Below are 18,741 nucleotides of genomic sequence, written 5' to 3' on the forward strand. Positions count from 1 at the left end.
AGACCGATGGCCCTCACCCTGGCCCAACCCGTCTGGCGAACGGGCAGCCCGCACCACAGCACCCCCGCGCGCGAGCGGATGGCCACCGGGGCCACCCTGATCACGCTGATCCGGACCGCCGCCTCCGGCGTGCTCGCCTTCCATGCGGCACGTGTCGACAGCCTGCCGTGGCTGCTCTGGGCGCTGGCGGTCTACTGGATCGGGGACATGGCCGACGGCGCCTGCGCCCGGTACTTCGACCACGAGACCCGCTTCGGGGCGGTGCTGGACATTGTCTGCGACCGGTTCAACGCGGGCGCCTTCTACCTGGGGCTGGGCTGGCTGCGGCCGGAGCTGGCCTGGCCGATTGCGCTCTACGTCGCCGAGTTCATGACCGTCGACACGGTCAACTCTCTGGCCTTCCTGGCCTGGCCGACGCGCTCACCCAACTACTTCTACGAGGTGGATCGCCCCGTCTGGTTGCTGAACTGGTCCAAGCCCGCCAAGGCGGCCAATTCCGCCATCTTCGCGATCCTGCTGATCCTCACCGGCTGGGTCTGGCTGGGCTTCCTGATCGCCGGGGTGATGTGGCTGGTGAAGCTGTGGACGCTGCGACGGATCATGGCCATCGGGCTGCCCCTGCCGACGCCAGGGCCCAGGACCGGAGCCGACGCATGACCACGCTGCTCCTGCTGCTGGGGGTGTCCTTCGTCTCGGCCTTCGTCCCGGTGGTCAACCTGGAGGCCTACCTGGTGGGGCAGTCCGCTCTGGCACCCGGTGGGGTGCTGGCGAGTGCGCTGGTGGCCGCGCTGGGGCAGATGCTCGGCAAGGCGATCTGGTACGAGCTGGGCGCCAACATCGCCCGGATTCCGTGGTTGGCCGCCAAGGTGCAGTCGCCCAAGTGGCAGGTCAGGCACGACGAGTTGGAGGCCCAGCTGCAGGGGCGGCCCTGGTTCACCGCGGGGACGCTGTTGCTGTCGGCCGCGGTGGGCTTTCCGCCCTTCGCCATCATGTCCGTGCTGGCCGGGGACCTGAAGGTGCCGCGGCCAGTCTTCTGGGCCACCGGCTATGCCGGGCGCTTCATCCGCTTCTGGGCGACGCTCGGTGCCGCCGACCAGCTGATCGCCTGGCTCTCCTGAGCTTCTGTGGCCATCGCCTCGGCATGGCGGTTTCGGCTGCCCAGCCCATCAGTCGGCGTCCCGCTGAGGGGGACGGGCCAATTACTTCACTTCTCAATCACGGGTTAGCATCGCCCCCGTGTCCACCACCCCCATGCCGACCCCCGACGCTCGTCCCCGCCTGTGGACCCGACTGTTCACGGCCCTGACCGTCGCCAACTTCTGCGTCGCGGTGATCTTCTACATCCTCACCTCCACGGTGAGCGGCTGGGCCATGACCACCCTGGGGGCCAGTCAGACGCAGGCCGGGCTGGTGGGCACCGCCTGGTTCATCGGCGCCATGGTGGCCCGGCTGTTCAGCGGCCGCACCCTCACCCTGCTGGGCGAGCGCACCACGGTGCTGGTCAGCCTGGCTCTGATGCTGGCCGGCGGTCTGCTCTACTTCACCTGCGATTCGGTGCCCGCGCTGCTGGCCCTGCGCTTCGTGCACGGCATCGGTTTCGGGCTGGCGGCGACGGCGGTGGGCGCCGCTGCCCTCTCCCGGTTGCCGATCACCCGTCGCGGCGAGGGCTCGGGCTGGTTCACCTTCGGGATGGCGATCGCCGCCGGGCTGGGCCCGATGTTCGGCAGCATCCTGCAGCGCAGCCCGCTGGGACAGTTCGCGGTCTTCGTCGCCGCCGTCGCCTGCGGCGTCGTGTCGCTCACCCTGACCCTGCTGGTGGCGCCCCGGCTGCACCCGCGCGACCGCAAGCCCCGCACGTCGGGCTTCCGGCTGGCCGACTACCTGGATCTCACCGTGCTGCCGATCGCCCTGGTGGTGGGGCTGTGCGCGATGCCCTTCGGCGCCATCCTCACCCTGCTCGGTCCCTTCGCCAGCTCGCTCGGGCTGGACGGCGCCGCCGGTCACTACTTCCTGGCCTATGCCGTGGTGATCTCGGTCTCCCGACCCGTCGCGGGCATCCTGCAGGACCGGCACGGTGACACCTCGATCATGCTGCCGATCATGGTGGCGATGGTCGGCGGCATCGTGCTCACCGCCATGGCCAGCACTTACTGGGGACTGGTGGCCGCCGGGGCGCTGCTCGGGCTGGGCCACGGCACCCTGGTGCCCGCCGGGCAGACCGTCGCGCTCAATCTGGTCGGCTCGGCCCGCGCCGGAATCGGGGTGGGCAGCTACTTCCTCTTCGTCGACGCCGGGACGGGGATCGGCCCCTTCCTGCTGGGTGCCCTGGTGGGGCCGATCGGCTACCGGGGGGCCTTCCTGGTGGGAGCCGGCTGTGGCTTCGCCGGTCTGCTGGCGATGCTGGTGCTCCGACGCCGGCTGGCCGCCGCACGCTGATCTGGCCCGGATGGCCCGCTGAACCGGCGCCGGCAGATCCACCCGGTACCACGGTGCACGTCGGACCGCCCCGGGCACGTGGTGCAGCGCGTGCCCGGGGAACTTGGAATGTGCACCGTCGGATCTGGACGGCGGGGGTGGCCTTCTTGGCCTGGCGTGAAATGCGTTTGGGGCTCCCGTCGCATCCGCCTAGAATGAGCCCGTCGCAAGGCACTGATGGGGCCATCACCCCGGAGCTGCCGGAAGAACGGCCGGGCAACCGGCTCACTAGACCCGGCCGCGACGAGCAAGAGTGGGGGAGGCAACACTCCCCAAGGAGGGTGGTACCGCGGGCCGCCCGGACACGCGTCCGGCAGTCTCGTCCCTTCGTCTGAAGACCCGACGAAGAGGACAGCGATGAGCACCGACGCACAGACCCCCCAGAACCGGTACAAGTCCGTCCCGGCCCAGATCGACCTGCCGGCCATGGAGCACGAGATCCTGGACTTCTGGGCCCAGAACAAGACCTTTGACCAGACCCTGGCCAAGACCGCCGACGGCGAGCCGTGGACCTTCTACGAGGGCCCGCCCACCGCCAACGGCCAGCCCGGCACCCACCACATTGAGGCCCGCGTCTTCAAGGACGTCTTCCCGCGCTTCAAGACCATGCAGGGCCGACGGGTGGACCGCAAGGCCGGCTGGGACTGCCACGGCCTGCCCGTGGAACTGGCGGTGGAGAAGGAGGTCGGCATCGACTCCAAGGACCAGATCGAGGAGTACGGCGTTGAGGCCTTCAACGCGAAGTGCCGCGAATCGGTCAGCCGTCACGTCGGCCAGTTCGCCGAGCTCACCAACCGGATGGGCTACTGGGTGAACATGGACGAGGCCTACTGGACGATGGCCCCGGAGTACGTCGACTCCGAGTGGTGGGCGCTGAAGACCATCTTCGACAAGGGCCTGCTGGTGGAGGACTTCCGTGTCGCCCCCTACTGCCCGCACGACCAGACCGCCCTCTCGGACCACGAGCTGGCGCAGGGCTACGAGGACACCGTCGACACCACCGTCTTCGCCCGCTTCCCGCTGACCAGCGGCCCGCTGGCCGGCAAGGCGGACCTGGCCATCTGGACCACCACCCCGTGGACCCTGATCGCCAATGTCACCGTCGCCGCGGGTGGGGACATCGACTACTGCGTCGCCCACAAGGACGGCGAGACCCCCGTCGTGCTGGCCGTGGAGAACGTTGCCACCGCCCTCGACGAGAGCTGGACCATCGGCGAGACCTTCAAGGGTGCGCAGATGGAGGGCTGGACCTACCAGCGTCCCTTCGACTGCATGGAGCAGCCGGGCAAGAGCTGGTTCGTGGTGCTGGAGGACTATGTCGCCGTGGGTGAGGGCACTGGCCTGGTGCATCAGGCGATGGCCTTCGGCCAGGACGATTACGAGTCCAACAAGCGCAACGGCGTGGAATTCGTCAACCCAATCGGCGTCGACGGCTGCTTCAAGGACGGCCAGGGATTTGTCTCTGGCCTCTTCTTCAAGGCCGCGGACCCGGTGATCATCGACCAGCTGCGCGAGGCCGGGCTGCTGCTGAGCACCCTGGACCACGAACACCCCTACCCGCACTGTTGGCGCTGCCACACGCCGCTGATGTACTACGCCATGCCCAGCTGGTACATCCGCACCACGCAGCGCAAGGAGCAGCTGCTGGCCGAGAACGAGAAGACCAACTGGTACCCCGAATCGATCAAGCACGGCCGCTTCGGTGACTGGCTGAACAACAACATCGACTGGGCGCTGAGCCGCAGCCGCTACTGGGGCACGCCGCTGCCCGTCTGGCGCAATGACGAGGACCCGGCCAAGGTGATCTGCGTCGGATCCCGGGCGGAGCTGGCCGAACTCAGTGGTCAGCCCGAGGTGGCGACGATGGACCCGCACCGGCCCTTCGTCGACGACGTCACCTTCACCGTCCAGGGCACCAGCGGCACCTACCGTCGCGTGCCCGAGGTGATCGACGCCTGGTTCGACTCCGGATCGATGCCCTTCGCACAGTGGGGCTTCCCGTGGGTGGAGGGCAGCAAGGAGAAGTTCGAGGCCAACTACCCGGCCGACTTCATCTGCGAGGCCACGGACCAGACCCGCGGTTGGTTCTACACGCTGATGGCGGTGAACACGCTGGTCTTCGACCAGAGCTCCTACAAGAACGTGCTCTGCCTGGGCCACATTCTGGCCGAGGACGGCCGCAAGATGAGCAAGCACCTGGGCAACATCCTGCTGCCCATCCCGCTGATGGACAAGCACGGTGCCGATGCCGTGCGGTGGTTCATGGCCGCCTCCGGTTCGCCGTGGGCAGCCCGACGAGTGGGCGACGGCACCATCACCGAAACGGTCCGCAAGGTGCTGCTGACCTACTGGAATACCGTCGCCTTCCACGCGCTGTACGCAAATGCCAATGGGTGGGTTCCCGGGGCCTCGACAGGCTCGGCCGCCCTGGGTACGTCCCCCGAGCCTGTCGAGGGGCGTCACGTCCTGGATCGCTGGCTGGTCTCTGCCACCAACCAGCTCGTCGTGGACGTGACCGAGGCCCTGGAGAACTTCGACACCCAGCACGCGGGCAGTCGGATCGCCGACTTCGTCGACGAGCTGAGCAACTGGTACGTGCGGCGCAGCCGTCGTCGCTTCTGGGACGGCGACCAGTCCGCGCTGACCACGCTGCACGAGACCCTCGAGGTGCTCACCCGGTTGATGGCGCCACTGGTGCCCTTCATCACCGAACGGGTCTGGCAGGACCTCTTCGTCACCACCAACCCCGACGCCCCGAAGTCCGTGCACCTGGCCGACTGGCCGGTGGCCGACACCGCGGCGATCAACCCGGAGCTGGGCAAGGCGATGGAGATGACCAAGCGTCTGGTGGAGCTGGGCCGCAGTGCCCGCGCCGAGGCCAAGGTGAAGACCCGTCAGCCGTTGGCGCGGATGCTGGTGCCCAGCTATGCGCACGCCCAGCTGGACGACAGCCTGGTGGCGGAGATCGCCGCCGAGTTGAACATCGCCCGGATCGAGTCCTTCAGCTCGGCCGGGGACGTCGTCGACTACTCCGCCAAGGGCAACTTCCGCGCCCTGGGCAAGCGCTTCGGCAAGCAGACCCCGCTGGTGGCCAAGGCCATTGCACAGGCCGATGCCGCGAAGTTGGCCGCCGACCTGACCTCGAACGGCACCGCGACGGTGGACTTCGAGGGCGGCACCCAGGTGAGCGCCGACGAGGTGATCATCTCCGAGCGCCCCCGCGAGGGCTGGAGCGTGGTCAACGAGCAGGGCGAGACGGTTGCCCTGGATCTGCAGCTCACCCCGGAGCTGGTGCAGGCCGGCCTGGCCCGCGACGTGATCCGCTTCGTCCAGGAGACCCGCAAGGCCACCGGCCTGGAGGTCAGCGACCGGATCAGCCTGCAGTGGGCCGCCGCCGGAGACCTGGCCCAGGCCGTCAGCACGCACAAGCAGCTGATTGCCGACGAGGTGCTCGCCACCTCGATGGCGCAGGGAATCCAGGCCGACGACTGGGTCGTGGAGAAGGACCTGGGTCTGGCGGTGCAGGTCACCAAGGCCTGACTCCAGCCCGGTCGCGCTGAATGCGCTGTTGACCAGCGCGGACACTACCCGTCGTCCTTCCTGGGGACGGCGGGTAGTTTCACTCAGTCAATCTTTGGGCAAAGGATGCAACGCGTCGGTGCAGGTGGGGCGTAGTGAAGGAAGGAGGCCGCACAGGAGCCGGCCCCGGAATTCACAGGAGAGATCATGAACGGCACTCACCCGCGCCACACCCGTCGGCTCGCCACCCTGACGCTCAGCCTCGGGCTGGTCTCCAGCCTCGGGCTGTCCCTCACCCCCGCCCGGGCCGCGGACCCGGTGCAACCCGGCAAGACGTCCTACATCAACTTCGGCGAGACCCGCCGGGTGGGCAATGTCGAGTTGCGCGTCGGCTACGGCGACAGGCTGGGCGAATCGGATGTCTTCGAGCACCTGGTGAAGGTCTGCAACCGGGGCTCGGAGCCCCAGCCCGTCGGCCCGGACACCTTCAGCTACACCACCACGGACCGCAACACCCGGATCTACCAGCCGCACGACGGCTACCTGTACTACGGCCTGAAGAACCAGCTGCTGGCTCCCGGCCGCTGCGTCACCGGCTCCCTGGTCTCCATGGGTCAGGAGCCGAACCAGCTCAGTTTCCATGATCTGCGCACCAACCAGCGCGTCGACGTGCTGCCCGCCACCGAGTGGGAGGCAATCGCGAAGGTCGGCTGGCCGCGTGCCGCCGGCACCAGCGGCTACCACGGTGACTTCACCAACGACACGGTGGCCGACGTGGTTGCCCTGTCCAAGGGGGAGATCGTGACCTACCGCACCGTCAATGGCCCGTCGCTGAAGACGGCCGGCGGAACCGGTGCCCGCGGCCTGAACTCGGCCTACACCTGGATCGGCAAGGCCAATGACATGGACCACAACGGCGCCACCGACCTGCTGGCCCGCGACGCCTCCGGAACCATGTGGCAGCAGCGGATGCAGGGCAACAATCGGGCCGGCTTCGCCACGATCATCGGGTACGGGTTCAACGACGCCAAGGACATGACGGTGCTGAACGACGTCACCGGCGACGGGCATCCGGAGCTGCTCGCGATCCGCAAGGACAACACCCTCACCCGGCAGGCGGTTCGGCAGGGCCGGATGCCCAGCCCGGTGAAGATCGGCAAGAACTGGGGTGATGTGCGCGAGATCCTGTCCGTCGGCGACTTCTCCGGCGACGGCAAGGCAGATCTGCTGGCCATCACCAAGGACGGCAAGCTCTACCGTTACACGCTGAACTCGCGGGGCACGGTGACCTCCAAGAAGGAGGTGGGCCATGGCTGGGGCGGCTTCAGCCAGGTGTTCAGCCCCGGCGACCTGAACCGGGACGGTCGACGAGACATGGTGGGCGTGCGCAGCGACGGCAACTTGTACTTCTACGCCAACCTGGGTGTCGGCCGGTGGAGCGGCAAGAAGCAGATCGGCAAGAACTGGCAGGCGATCCGCTCGATGGCCTGACCCATTCGCTGCCGCGAGCGTGGCCCGTGCCTCTGGATCGGGGCACGGGCCGCGCCCGTGCTGCCCGATGGTGAGGGCGCACTGATCCTGATGGCTTGCCTCGGCGTGCATGCGGCCTTTTCTCCTGACGCCGCAGCGTGCAAGGCTTGGGGGCATGGAGACCTTGGCAGATCAGGCAGTGCAGAACCCCGCGTCGGTGAAGAGCCCCGTCAGGTGGGGCATCGCCGGGCCTGGACGGATGGCTCAGTCCTTCGTGAAGGATTTTGAGCACGTCCCCGACGCCGTGCCCTTCGCCGTCGGATCTCGTGATCTGGACCGCGCGCAGGCCTTTGCCAGCCAGTACGGCCTGGAGCGGGGCTTCGGCAGCTACCAGGAGCTGTGCGCCTGCCCGGAGGTGGACGTGGTCTACATCTCCACCCCGCACCCGCAGCACAAGGCGATCGCGTTGGAGGCCATCCGCAACGGCAAGGGCGTGCTGGTGGAGAAGGCCTTTGCGACGACGCTGGCCGGTGCCCAGGAGATCGTCGACGCTGCCCGCGAGGCCAAGGTCTTTGCGATGGAGGCACTGTGGACCCGCTTCCAGCCCGTCGTCCGGGCCCTGCACGAGGTGGTCGACGAGGGGCAGCTCGGCACCATCCTGGGGGTGCAGGGTGACCTCTTTGCCCAGCGTGACTTCAACCCAGACGACCGGCTCTTCGCCAAGGAGCTCGGCGGTGGCGCGGTGCTGGACCTGGGCGTCTACGTGCTGCACTTTGCGCAGGACTTCCTCGGCAGCCCCAAGGCCATGACCGTCAGCGGCAGCATGTACCCCAATGGCGTCGATGCCCAGGCCGGAATGGTGCTCACCTACGATTCGGGAGCGCTCGCGACGCTGGCGGTCTCGCTGCAGTCCGCCGGGCCCGGCCGGATGGTCGTGATGGGTGACCAGGGCTGGGCCGAGGTCAAGCCCCGCTTCCACCACCCCGACCGCGTCGTGCTGCACCGCAAGGGCGTCACCCCGCGCACCCTGGCGACGGCGCCGCTGGGGGCGGGCTACAGTCACGAGATCGAGGAGGTGACCCGCTGCATCCTCGCCGGGAAGACCGAGAGCGAGATCATGCCGCTGGACGACACCCTGGCGGTGATGGCGCAGCTTGAGCAGGCCCTGCGGGATCTGGGTATCGAGCACACCGACCAGCCGCTGTGACGATGACTGATCCCGTGGACGTGAGCGTCGAACTCAATCTGGCCAAGACTCGTTTTGAGGCGTGGGTGGGCGACGAGTTGGCCGGGTTCATGGATTATCACCCTTTGCCGGACGGTGTTCTGGAGGTGGTCTGCACCGAGGTGGACGAACGTTTCCTGGGGCGCGGTGTCGCCACCAAGCTGGTCGGTGAGGCGTTGATGAGGATCATGACCGACGGCGACCGGATCGTGGCCAGCTGCCCCTTCGTTGCGCACTACATCACCGAGCACCCGGAGTTCGCCCCCCTGCGTCGCCGTGTCGCGGAGTGATCCCGTGCCGTGGCAGGCTCGCCCTTGGCGTAACCCCTGTCCTTCCGCTCGGGGATCGGGCAGGATCAAGGCATGAACATCACTGTTGTGCTGAAGAACGAGAAGAAGCGTTATGAGGCCGCTGCCGATGGCCAGCTGGCCGGCTTCATCACCTACGAACCCGAAGGGAATGTGCTGGATCTGCAGCACACCGAGGTCCTGCCCGAGTACGAGGGTCAGGGCGTCGGCACCGAACTGGTGAAGCAGACCCTTGACCTGGTGCGCACCATCGGCAAGAAGGTGAAGCCGAGCTGCTCCTTCGTGAAGTCCTACATCGACGAGAACCCCGAGTACCAGGATCTGCTGGCCTGATCCCGACTGTGGCCCCTCGACGAGCTCGGGGATCGTGGTTGCGTGAGTGCGGTGTGGTGACCGCGATGGCCGAGCCTGTCGAGGCCCCTTGTCGGGAGCAGCTTCACGAGCCCTTGGGCAACGATTTGTGTTCGTCGTGCCCAAGGGCTTCGTCGTCCTCATCGTCGTCGCTGCCCAGCAGTGCCGCGGAGACCATCATCGGCACCAGCATGATCCACCAGTACTGCCAGCCGGTCACAAAGCAGATGATCAACGCCAACGGGAAGGCAGCGCCGGAGATGCTCTGGCGCCAGTTCCAACCGCCGTTCCTGGCGCTGGTCACCTGCCCGGAGGTCGTGGCCGACGGTTGGAGCAGCGGCGGCTGACCCTGCAAGGGCGGCAGGTCCTCGAACAGCGGCGTCAACTGGGTGTTGGTCTTCGCGGCCAGCGCGACGCTCATCCGCTCCTCGAACTCGGCGACGTCCAGTCGACCCGCGGCATGGTGCTCCCTCAACTGTCCGACGGCGCGGTCGCGTTCCTCGTCGCCGATCCGGTAGGGCCTGGGCATCAATTCGTCCACATTCCAAGGCTAGGGTCTGGCCGGTTCGTCCCGGCCCCGCCGCAAGTACAGGCAGTGTCTTCCCATCCGTCGGATCTCCGCGGATCGGGGGAGTCTGCTGGGTACAGTGGTCCGCGGCGCCCACGACGGGTTGCCGGCAACCGGGAGGTGTGATGGGACGGATCGTCCAGAAGTTCGGTGGGTCGTCGGTGGCGGATGCTGCCTCGATCAAGCGCGTGGCGCGCCGAATTCTCAATGCCAAGCTGGCCGGTAATGACGTCGTCGTGGTGATCTCCGCGATGGGTGACACTACCGACGAGCTGATGGACCTGGCCATGCAGGTCAGCCCGCAGCCCAAGGCGCGCGAGCTGGACATGCTGTTGACCACGGGTGAGCGCCAGTCCGCCGCGCTGCTGGCGATGGCGCTGAGCGACCTGGGCGCCGAGGCGCGCAGCTACACCGGCTCCCAGGCCGGTGTGATCACCACCGGCACCCACGGCAATGCCCGGATCATCGACATCACCCCCGGCCGGGTCGAGGCCGCCCTGAACGAGGGGGCCGTGGTGATCGTCGCCGGCTTCCAGGGCGTCTCCCAGACCACCAAGGACGTCACGACGCTGGGCCGCGGCGCCTCGGACACCACCGCCGTCGCCCTGGCCGCCGCGCTGGGCGCCGACTACTGCGAGATCTACTCCGACGTCGACGGCGTCTTCACCGCGGATCCGCGGATCGTGCCCGGTGCCCGTCGGATCCCCGAGATCAGCTACGAGGAGATGCTGGAGATGGCCGCCAATGGCGCCAAGATCCTGCACCTGCGCTGCGTCGAGTACGCGCGGCGCGAGAACGTCCCCGTCCATGTCCGTTCGTCCTTCTCCGACAAGCCCGGCACCTGGGTCAAGGACCTCAGCAAAGGAAATCCGATGGAACAAGCACTGATCACCGGCGTCGCGCAGGACACCAAGGAAGCCAAGATCACCGTCGTCGGCGTGCCCGACCGTCCCGGTGAGGCTGCCGAGATCTTCGACACCATCGCCCGGGCCGAGATCAACATCGACATGATCGTGCAGAACGTCTCCGAGGTGGCCAGCGGCCGCACGGACATCTCCTTCACCCTGCCCAGCAGCGACGGTCGCAAGGCGATCGAGGTGCTGAACATGATGAAGGACAAGATCGGTTTCCAGGAACTGCTCTACGACGACCAGATCGGCAAGGTCTCGGTGATCGGCGTCGGGATGCGCTCGCACCCCGGTGTCACCGCCAAGTTCTTCCGCGCGCTGGCCGACGCCGAGGTCAACATCGACATGATCAGCACCTCGGAGATCCGGATCTCCGTCGTGGTGGACGCGGATCACGTGAATGACGCCGTGCGCGCGGCCCACACCGCCTTTGGTCTGGACGCCGACGGGGAGGCCGTGGTCTACGCCGGCACTGGCCGGTGACCCACGCCCCGGGGGAGGAGCGTCGGGCCATGGAGCTCGACGCAGCCACGGCGGACGTGGAGCCCACGGTGGGCACCGATCCCGCCGCGGCTCCTCGCCATGCCCAGAAGACCGACTCGGTGGCGCGCAACAGCGCCCTGATGGCGATGGGATCGCTGGCGAGCCGGATCTTGGGTTTCGGCCGACAGTACTTGTTTGCGCAGGTGGTGGCTGCCTCGGCCGTGGCGACGGCCTTCAACGTCGCCAATTCACTTCCCAACTACCTGCTCACCGTGCTCAACGCTGGCGTGCTCAATGCGGTGCTGATCCCGCAAATCACCGCCGCGATGAAACACAAGGACGGTGGGCAGGAATTCGTCGACAAGCTACTGACAGCCGCCATCAGTGCCATTGCCCTGTTGGCCCTGGCCGGAACGCTGCTGAGTCCGTGGCTGGTGGACCTCACCAACAGCCAGCAGGGAGCCGCGCTGCGGCTGTCCATACTGTTCGGGCTCATCTGCGTGCCGCAGGTGCTCTTCTACGGCCTCTATTCCGTGCTGGGCAATGTGCTCAATGCCCGCGACCAGTTTGCCGCCTTCATGTGGGCCCCGGCCCTGGCCAATGTGGTGCAGATCGCTGGGCTGGGCTTCTTCTTGTGGAAGTGGGGGTTGCAGATCAACCCCGCCACCTGGACGATGCCCATGGTGTGGACCTTGGCAGGTTCCACCACGCTGGGCATCGCCACTCAGGCCTTCATCCTGATCCCGCCGCTGGTCAAGGGCGGTTTCCGTTACCGGCCGCGCTGGGGTCTGCGGGGCTCGGGTCTCGGCTCGGCCTCCAGGATGGTCGGTTGGACCCTGACCGCCCTGCTCGTTTCGCTGGCCGGTGGACTGCTCGTGCAGATCGTGCTCACCTCGCTTCCGGATGCGCCCGGCATCGGCGGTTTCGCCTCCTACAACTTCGCTTTCCTGATCTTTGCCCTGCCGCACGGTCTGATCACCGTCAGCGTGATCACCGCGCTCTTCCCCCAGATGAGCCGGGCGTGGCAGGGCGGGGATGTGCGTGAGCTTCGGCGCCTGCTGATCCGTGCGTTGAAGACCCCGGCCGTTGCGGTGATCCCCGCAAGCGCTGCCATGATCGCGATGGCTGATCCGATCGTGGACGTCATGCTGCGGCTTCCGGATTCGCAGTCGGGACCCGTCGTCCTGGCGCTTCGGATCATGTCCTTCGGCATCCTCGGATATGGCATCAGCGTGCTGCAGCAACGCTACTGCTATGTCCGTGAGGAGGGCCGGGACAACTTCTACTACCAGGGCTTCCTCACCCTGATCCAGGTACTGTCCGCCGTGCTCGCCCTGTGGTTCCTCCCGGACCGATGGGTTCTTCCAGCCGTGGCACTTGGCCTGGTGGTGGGAAATTGGGGCCAGTCTCTGGTCTGGATGTTGGTTGCCCGACGCCAGCTGGGCGGTCTTGGCCTGAATGGTGTCTTCCGGCTGTGGACCCGGCTGGCGATCGCCTCCGTCGCGGCCGGCGGCACCGCCTGGCTGGCGGTCTATGGCATGAGCGGTCTGGGCCGTTCCTGGCTGCTCTCCCTGGCCAGCTGCGCCGTCGCGGGGCTGTGCTTCGGCCTGGTCTTCGTGGCGGGTGCCAAGTTGCTGCGGATCCGCGAGGTGGACGAACTGCTGGCCCCGGTGCTGCGTCGCCTGCCGATCGGACGCTGAGCACCGGTCCGCTCCCGGACCCCGGAGCCACAGGGGCGTTTGACCCAGGAGGTCACCGCGCGTTCAGGGGCGAGGCGACACCGGGCCGCGACGGCACACATGCAGGAAGGCCCCGGCGAATACCGGGGCCTTCCAAGGTGCGAGTCTCGCTCGGGGGTTCGAGACTCACGATTCAGGAGCAACACTCGGGGGATTGTTGCTCCAGTTGTGTTGATGACGCTCGGGGGTTCGTCATCTGCCAACAACTGTATGGGGGGCATCAGAATAAGTGCAATGCGAGAAGCCCGTTTTCAGTTGTTCAGTGTTAAGTGCTGTGACTTGACCGCAATACCAGGTGAACCCCCTTGCCAGCGAGGTAAACGTGGGGCAAACGCAAGATGTTGGTCGGGTGTCCACATGTTTGGCCCCGAACGCCAAGAAGCCGTTTGTGGGGAGATTCCACCACAAACGGCTTCCGGCAATGGTCGGGGTGACAGGATTTGAACCTGCGACCTCGTCGTCCCGAACGACGCGCGCTACCAAGCTGCGCCACACCCCGGTACTGCTTCTTGGCCCGAAGGCCGTGGACAACTGTAGCCCACATCGAGCCGGAGAACCAATCGAAGCCGCGGTGACCTCAGGCGTCGTCGCGGGCGACCAACGTGAGCAGCGTCGCCTCCGGTCGGCAGGCGATCCGATACGGGGCGAAGGGGGAGGAGCCCAGGCCGGCCGAGACGTGCAGCCAGCTGGTGTGATCCATGCCATCCTGGCCCGTCACGGTGTGGGTGCTGACGCCCTTGACCCGCTCGACGTCGAGATCGCAGTTGGTCACCAGAGCGCCCTTGAAGGGCACACACACTTGGCCGCCGTGGGTGTGGCCAGCGAAGATCATGTCCATCCCGTCGGCCGTCATGGGGTCGAGCAGCCGCAGGTAGGGGGCGTGGGTGACGGCGACGTTGAGGTCGTAGCCCTCCAGCGCCGGCCCGGCCACCTGGGAGTAGTCATCCTTGTCCAGGTGCGCATCGTCGGTACCGCGGAAGGCGATTCGTCGTCCGGCCACCGTGAGCTCAGCACGACGTTGGTTCAGATCGGCCCAGCCGCGCGACGTCATGGCCGCGCGCAGGTCGTCGAAGGGCAGGGCGGGCTTGTCGTGCTCGTGCGCCTTGGAGGGCCCGGCCAGGTACTTCGCCGGATTCTTGAAGCCGGGCATTGTGTAGTCGTTCGAGCCGAAGACGAAGACGCCGGGAATGTCCAGCAGGCGACCCCACGCCTCCAGCAGGGGCTGGATCGCGTCGGGGGCGCAGAAGTTGTCACCGGTGTTCACCACCAGATCCGGCTCCAGACCGGCCAACCGGCTGATCCACTCCAGTTTGGCCCGTTGCCCCGGCAGCAGGTGGATGTCGCTGATGTGCAACACCCGGATCGGCTCCTGGCCGGTCGGGAGCACCGGCACCGCCACCCGTTGCAGCGTGAACTGTCGGGCCTCCCACAGGCCATAGCCCAGCGCCGCGCTCCCGGCCGTCAGCGTTGCCGCCGCAAGCCGCCCGAGCCCGCTCACGGAGTCTTCTTCGCGACGGGCTGCTTGGCCTTGGCCTGGGCCGCCTTGGCAGCGGCCGCGCGTTGCGCGGCGGCCCTGGCGGCTGCGGCGCGTTGTGCTGAGGCTTGCGCGGCCTTGGCCTGCGCTGCCCTGGCGGCTGCGGCGCGTTGGGCTGCGGCCTGTGCGGCTCTGGCCTGCGCTGCCCTGGCGGCTGCGGCTTGCGCGGCTCTGGCCTGGGCGGCGCGTTGCGCGGCAGCCTGGGCCGTCTTGGTCTGGGCGGCGCGCTGGGCCGCCTGCTGGGCCGCGAGCTGCGCGGCCCTCGCCTGGGCTGCCTTCTGCTGCGCCGCCTTGCGCTGGGCGGCCTGCACGGCTGCTCGCTTCCGGGTCTCGCGCAGCGTCGCCTCCTGGGAGGTGCGCGACGACTTCTTGCTGGGCGACGGGCTGTTGGGCTTGGCCGGCGTTGACTTGGGCTTGGGGCCCTTCGAGATGACGAACTGGACGTTGCGGCTCAGCGGGTGGGTGCCACTGCTCGGGTAGGCGTACAGGTAGGTTCCCTTGGGGCGCGAGCTGTACTGGTAGACCATCTCGGTGCCGAAGCCGACGGCCTCGACGGCGGCCATCGCGTCGCGGCGGCTCATCCCTTCGATGTTCGGCAGCGCAACGCGCTTGCCCTCGATCACCGAGGCGCCGGGTTCGACGAACTTGCCGGGGGTGTCCACATTCTCCAGCGCGGCGCTCATGGCGGTACGCCAGATCCGGCCCGCGTCGCCACCACCGGAACCGTTGATGTAGTAACCGTTGGGGTAGTCGGTGCCGTGGGCGTACTTGCCGGTCAGCGAGCGGCGGCTCTTGCCCTTGTAGACCGGGGCCTGCTTGTCGGCGGCGATCATGGCGACGCCCGCCATGTCCGGGGTGTAGCCGGCCAGCCAGACGGCCTCGGCGGAGTTGGTGGTACCGGTCTTGGCGGCCTGGTCACGGCTGTCGTTCAGGTGCGCCGGGCGGGCGGTACCGCTCTCGATCACCTGCTGCAGGATCTTGTTCACGCCGTCGGCGATCTGCGGCTCCATCACCTTCTGGCAGTCGCCGCCGGGGACCTCGACATTCTTGCCGGCCTTGGTGGTGACCGACGCGATGATGTTCGGGTTGCAGTGCACGCCGCGGTTGGCGAAGGTGGCGTAGCCCTCGGCCATGGACAGCGGTGTCACCTCGACCGGGCCCAGCGTGAAGGACGGAATGTTGTCGTAGCCGCCATTGGCGCCCGGGGCATTGTCCTTGATCATGTCCTTGCCATCGGCGCGCTTCACGCCAGCGGCCTGGGTCATCTTGACCACATTGCACAGGCCGACATCGCGCGACAGCGGCACGAAGTAGGTGTTGGTGGACTGCTTGGCGGCCCGGTACATGTCCATCGAGCCCTGACCGGGGGTGGAATTCTTCACCGGGAAGTCGCCCTGCACGAAGGGCCCATTGCAGGCCTGGAAGGTCTGCCCCTTGAAGTTCATCTTTGGCTGGGCGTCATAGCGACGGCTGGGCGTGATGCCCTTCTGAAGGGCCGCGGCCATCGTGAAGGTCTTGAAGGTGGAGCCGGCCTGGTAGCCCTCCGCGCCGCCGTGTTCGGCGTCGACCGAATAGTTGTACCAGGTCTGGCCGGGTCCGTCGCCGATCTTGGTGCGGTTCTGCGCCATGGCGACGATCAGTCCGCTCTTGGGCTGGATCAGCACCGCGGTGGAGATGAACGGGTCGGTGGGGGCGATCAGCCGGTTCACGGCCTTCTCCGCGGACGCCTGCGCCTTCGGATCGATCAAGGTCTTGATGGTCAGGCCGCCGCGCTGCAGGGTGCTCAGCCGGTCAGTCCGGGACTTGCCCAGCACCTTGAAGTCCTCGCTGAGCAGCGTGTTCTTCACGTACAGGCACAGCGTCTGGAAGGGGGAGGAGATGCAGTCCTGCGGCGTGGGCTGCACCTTGGACTTGTCAAAGCCCTCCTTCTTGGCCTTGGCGGCCTCCGCCGGGGTGATCTTCTTCAGCTCCACCATCCGGTTCAGCACGATGTTGCGCCGGTTGATCGCACCCTGGGGGTTGTTGATCGGGTCCGTCGCGGCCGGATTCTGCACCAGGCCGGCGAGCATGGCCGCCTGCCCGAGCGTCAGCTGGGACGCCGAGGTGTTGAAGTAGCGTCGCGACGCAGCCTCGACGCCGTAGGCATTGGCGCCGTAGAAGGCAATGTTCATGTAGCGCTCAAGAATCTGCTTCTTGGTGAGCTTCTTCTCCACCGCCACCGCATAGCGCAGCTCGCGCACCTTGCGGGTCAGGGTCTGCTCCTGGGCACGCTCCCGGGCCGCCGGGTCGTTGGCCACGGTGGCGGCCTCGATCTGCACCTGCTTCACGTACTGCTGGGTCAGCGTCGACCCGCCCTGGGTGGTGCCCGACGCGCTGCGCACCGCAGCGCGGGCGGTGCCCTTGAAGTCGATGGCGCCGTGCTCGTAGAAGCGGTAGTCCTCGATCGCAAGCTGCGCGGTCTGCATGATGGGCGCGATCTTGTTCAGCGGAACGTAGACCCGGTTCTCGGCGTAGAACTCGGCCAGCGTCGAACCGTCGGCCATCAGCACCTTGGAGCGCTCGGACTGCTGACCGATCGTCAGATCGGCGGGCAGCGACTCGAGCGAGTCGGCGCCAGCCTTGACCACAGTTCCGGTCAGGAAGGCTGCGGGTAGCGCGAGCCCAGCGACCAACAGTCCGCTGAGTACGCTCAACACACCGAACCAGGCCAAGTGGTAGGCATTGCTGCCCAGCTTGCGAGAAGTCATGAGACCAAGAATACGTGAGGGATCTGACAGTCTCGGCCCCGTGCCGGGTTGGTGACGCGCATTCTTGCACGACCCGCACATGTTTGGGCACCGCATCCACAGGGGATTGTCAACCGGTGTACTACCCGCTACATTCGGCCCAAAGACGCGCTGACTATGCCCAATGAGGGGTAAGTAGGCCCCAGGCGGAAGGAGAGCTGTGATGACTCTCACCGAGCCCGATGACTGGACCTTGATGGCCCGCTGTCGCGGTATGGAGGATGCCCTGTTCCCGGAGGGCAAGGACCAAAAGCGAGCCCGTGCCGTCTGCCTCGGCTGCCCGGTCCGTGTCACCTGCCTCGCGGAAGCACTGGACAACCGGATCGAGTGGGGCGTCTGGGGTGGCCTCACCGAGCGTGAACGTCGCCAGATCCTGCGCCAGCGCCCCGAGGTGAAGTCCTGGGCCGCTGTGCTGTTGAACCAGGGAATCGGCGACGAGCCGATGATGCAATTGGCCGCCAGCCCGGTCGTCGTCGACAGTCATCCCGGCACCGCTGCTCGACGCTGAGCACTTGCTGAACCGATACGAGGGTGTCGCCGCAGAGCGGTGACACCCTCGTTCGTCTGGGCTGCCTGAACGGTGCAACGTCAGGCCAGCTCGCAGACCAGTTCAATCTCCACGGGAGCATCCATCGGCAAGACGCTGACACCGACCGCGCTGCGGACGTGGGCGCCGGCCTCACCGAAGACCTCACCCAGCAACTCGGAGGCACCATTGCCAACCGCCGGTTGGCCGGTGAAGCCGGGATCGCTGGCCACGAAGACCACGATCTTGCAGATCCGGGCGATGTTGTCGATCCCGCCCGCGACGTCGGCCGCCGCGGCCAGGGCGTTCAGGACGGCGAGCCGTGCCTGGCCCTTGGCGATATCGGCGCCGACCTCACCGCCGACCTTGCCGGTGACCGTGAGCTTGCCGTCGACGACGGGCAACTGCCCGCTGGTCCACACCTGGTTCCCGGTCCTGGCGGCGGGGACATAGGCAGCCAGCGGCTTGGCCACCGACGGCAGCTCGATCCCCAGCTCGGCCAGCTTCTCGCTGGGCCGCATCACTTGTCCTCGGGCAGCGGGCGCTTGAAGTAACCCACCAGGGTGTCCGGGTTCGGGCCGGGGACGAGTTGCACGAGCTCCCACCCCTCGGAGCCGAAGTTGTTCAGGATCTGCTGGCTCACGTGGCTCAGCACGGGCGCGGTGAAGTATTCCCACTTGGTCATGCCGCCAGCCTAGTAGGAAGGGGAGCCTGCCGGACGCGGCCTCGACCAGCTCGGCCATCGTGGTCGCGTCCATGCCCACGGTCCCCGAGCTTGTCGAGGGGCACCCCAGAGCGCCGCACCCAAGAAGGAATGCGCGAGCGGAACGAGCTCAATGCACCGGCAAG

The 18,741-nt window shown here is 67.3% G+C and carries 16 protein-coding genes and 1 tRNA gene; 11 read left to right on the forward strand and 6 right to left on the reverse strand.

What is annotated here, in order from left to right; genetic code table 11:
• The first annotated feature begins 6 nt into the window (after window positions 1–6).
• The 8 genes from AAEX57_RS01585 (at window position 7) to AAEX57_RS01620 (ending at window position 9,330) form a co-directional block, all read left to right on the forward strand.
• Entirely contained in the window at window positions 7–657 is a 651-nt protein-coding gene (locus AAEX57_RS01585) for a CDP-alcohol phosphatidyltransferase family protein (protein WP_342090481.1), read from the forward strand.
• Complete coding sequence (locus tag AAEX57_RS01590) at window positions 654–1,118, forward strand: hypothetical protein (RefSeq protein ID WP_342090482.1); 465 nt, start codon at window positions 654–656, stop codon at window positions 1,116–1,118. Before AAEX57_RS01585 ends, AAEX57_RS01590 begins: the two co-directional genes overlap by 4 nt.
• 118 nt (window positions 1,119–1,236) lie before the next feature.
• A complete protein-coding gene (locus tag AAEX57_RS01595; protein ID WP_342090483.1) occupies window positions 1,237–2,436 on the forward strand; it encodes an MFS transporter in 1,200 nt (399 codons plus the stop codon).
• Window positions 2,437–2,832: 396 nt separating this feature from the next.
• Window positions 2,833–6,015 (forward strand): isoleucine--tRNA ligase, encoded by a 3,183-nt coding sequence (gene ileS, locus AAEX57_RS01600; RefSeq protein WP_342090484.1) that lies wholly within the window; start codon window positions 2,833–2,835, stop codon window positions 6,013–6,015.
• A gap of 186 nt (window positions 6,016–6,201) precedes the next feature.
• Window positions 6,202–7,485 (forward strand): FG-GAP repeat domain-containing protein, encoded by a 1,284-nt coding sequence (locus tag AAEX57_RS01605; RefSeq protein WP_342090485.1) that lies wholly within the window; start codon window positions 6,202–6,204, stop codon window positions 7,483–7,485.
• 154 nt (window positions 7,486–7,639) lie between these two features.
• Window positions 7,640–8,671, forward strand: a complete 1,032-nt coding sequence (locus AAEX57_RS01610) for a Gfo/Idh/MocA family protein (protein WP_342090486.1) — start codon at window positions 7,640–7,642, stop codon at window positions 8,669–8,671.
• A 2-nt stretch (window positions 8,672–8,673) separates the two neighbouring features.
• On the forward strand, window positions 8,674–8,979 hold the full coding sequence (locus tag AAEX57_RS01615; RefSeq protein WP_342090487.1) for a GNAT family N-acetyltransferase: 306 nt from the start codon (window positions 8,674–8,676) through the stop codon (window positions 8,977–8,979).
• A gap of 72 nt (window positions 8,980–9,051) precedes the next feature.
• On the forward strand, window positions 9,052–9,330 hold the full coding sequence (locus tag AAEX57_RS01620; protein WP_342090488.1) for a GNAT family N-acetyltransferase: 279 nt from the start codon (window positions 9,052–9,054) through the stop codon (window positions 9,328–9,330).
• Between the two features lie 103 nt (window positions 9,331–9,433).
• Here AAEX57_RS01620 and AAEX57_RS01625 read toward each other — a convergent pair whose 3' ends face one another.
• Entirely contained in the window at window positions 9,434–9,889 is a 456-nt protein-coding gene (locus AAEX57_RS01625; RefSeq protein WP_342090489.1) for a DUF1707 SHOCT-like domain-containing protein, read from the reverse strand.
• A gap of 152 nt (window positions 9,890–10,041) precedes the next feature.
• Between AAEX57_RS01625 and AAEX57_RS01630 the strand changes: the two genes are divergently transcribed.
• Window positions 10,042–11,307: an aspartate kinase gene (locus AAEX57_RS01630; protein WP_342090490.1), complete on the forward strand. Its 1,266-nt coding sequence runs from the start codon at window positions 10,042–10,044 to the stop codon at window positions 11,305–11,307.
• Window positions 11,308–11,336: 29 nt separating this feature from the next.
• On the forward strand, window positions 11,337–13,007 hold the full coding sequence (gene murJ, locus AAEX57_RS01635; protein WP_342090491.1) for a murein biosynthesis integral membrane protein MurJ: 1,671 nt from the start codon (window positions 11,337–11,339) through the stop codon (window positions 13,005–13,007).
• Window positions 13,008–13,468: 461 nt separating this feature from the next.
• On the opposite strand, the gene AAEX57_RS01640 is transcribed toward murJ, so the two are convergent.
• From AAEX57_RS01640 to AAEX57_RS01650, 3 genes are all read right to left on the reverse strand, one after another.
• Window positions 13,469–13,545, reverse strand: a tRNA-Pro gene (locus AAEX57_RS01640).
• A gap of 78 nt (window positions 13,546–13,623) precedes the next feature.
• A complete protein-coding gene (locus AAEX57_RS01645; RefSeq protein WP_342090492.1) occupies window positions 13,624–14,544 on the reverse strand; it encodes a metallophosphoesterase in 921 nt (306 codons plus the stop codon).
• The gene (locus AAEX57_RS01650) at window positions 14,541–17,327 is read right to left on the reverse strand and encodes a transglycosylase domain-containing protein (RefSeq protein ID WP_342090493.1); all 2,787 of its coding nucleotides are present in this window, start codon (window positions 17,325–17,327) and stop codon (window positions 14,541–14,543) included. Before AAEX57_RS01650 ends, AAEX57_RS01645 begins: the two co-directional genes overlap by 4 nt.
• 202 nt (window positions 17,328–17,529) lie before the next feature.
• On the opposite strand from AAEX57_RS01650, the gene AAEX57_RS01655 reads away from it, so the two are divergent.
• The gene (locus AAEX57_RS01655) at window positions 17,530–17,874 is read left to right on the forward strand and encodes a WhiB family transcriptional regulator (RefSeq protein ID WP_342090494.1); all 345 of its coding nucleotides are present in this window, start codon (window positions 17,530–17,532) and stop codon (window positions 17,872–17,874) included.
• Window positions 17,875–17,954: 80 nt separating this feature from the next.
• Here the strand turns inward: AAEX57_RS01655 and AAEX57_RS01660 are convergent, their stop codons facing one another.
• Complete coding sequence (locus tag AAEX57_RS01660; RefSeq protein WP_342090495.1) at window positions 17,955–18,413, reverse strand: RidA family protein; 459 nt, start codon at window positions 18,411–18,413, stop codon at window positions 17,955–17,957.
• Window positions 18,413–18,577 (reverse strand): DUF4177 domain-containing protein, encoded by a 165-nt coding sequence (locus AAEX57_RS01665; protein WP_342090496.1) that lies wholly within the window; start codon window positions 18,575–18,577, stop codon window positions 18,413–18,415. The genes AAEX57_RS01660 and AAEX57_RS01665 overlap by 1 nt, the downstream gene beginning before the upstream one ends.
• Between the last annotated feature and the right edge of the window lie 164 nt (window positions 18,578–18,741).

It is taken from the genome of Luteococcus sp. H91, from assembly GCF_038433135.1.
Taxonomy (GTDB): domain Bacteria; phylum Actinomycetota; class Actinomycetes; order Propionibacteriales; family Propionibacteriaceae; genus Luteococcus.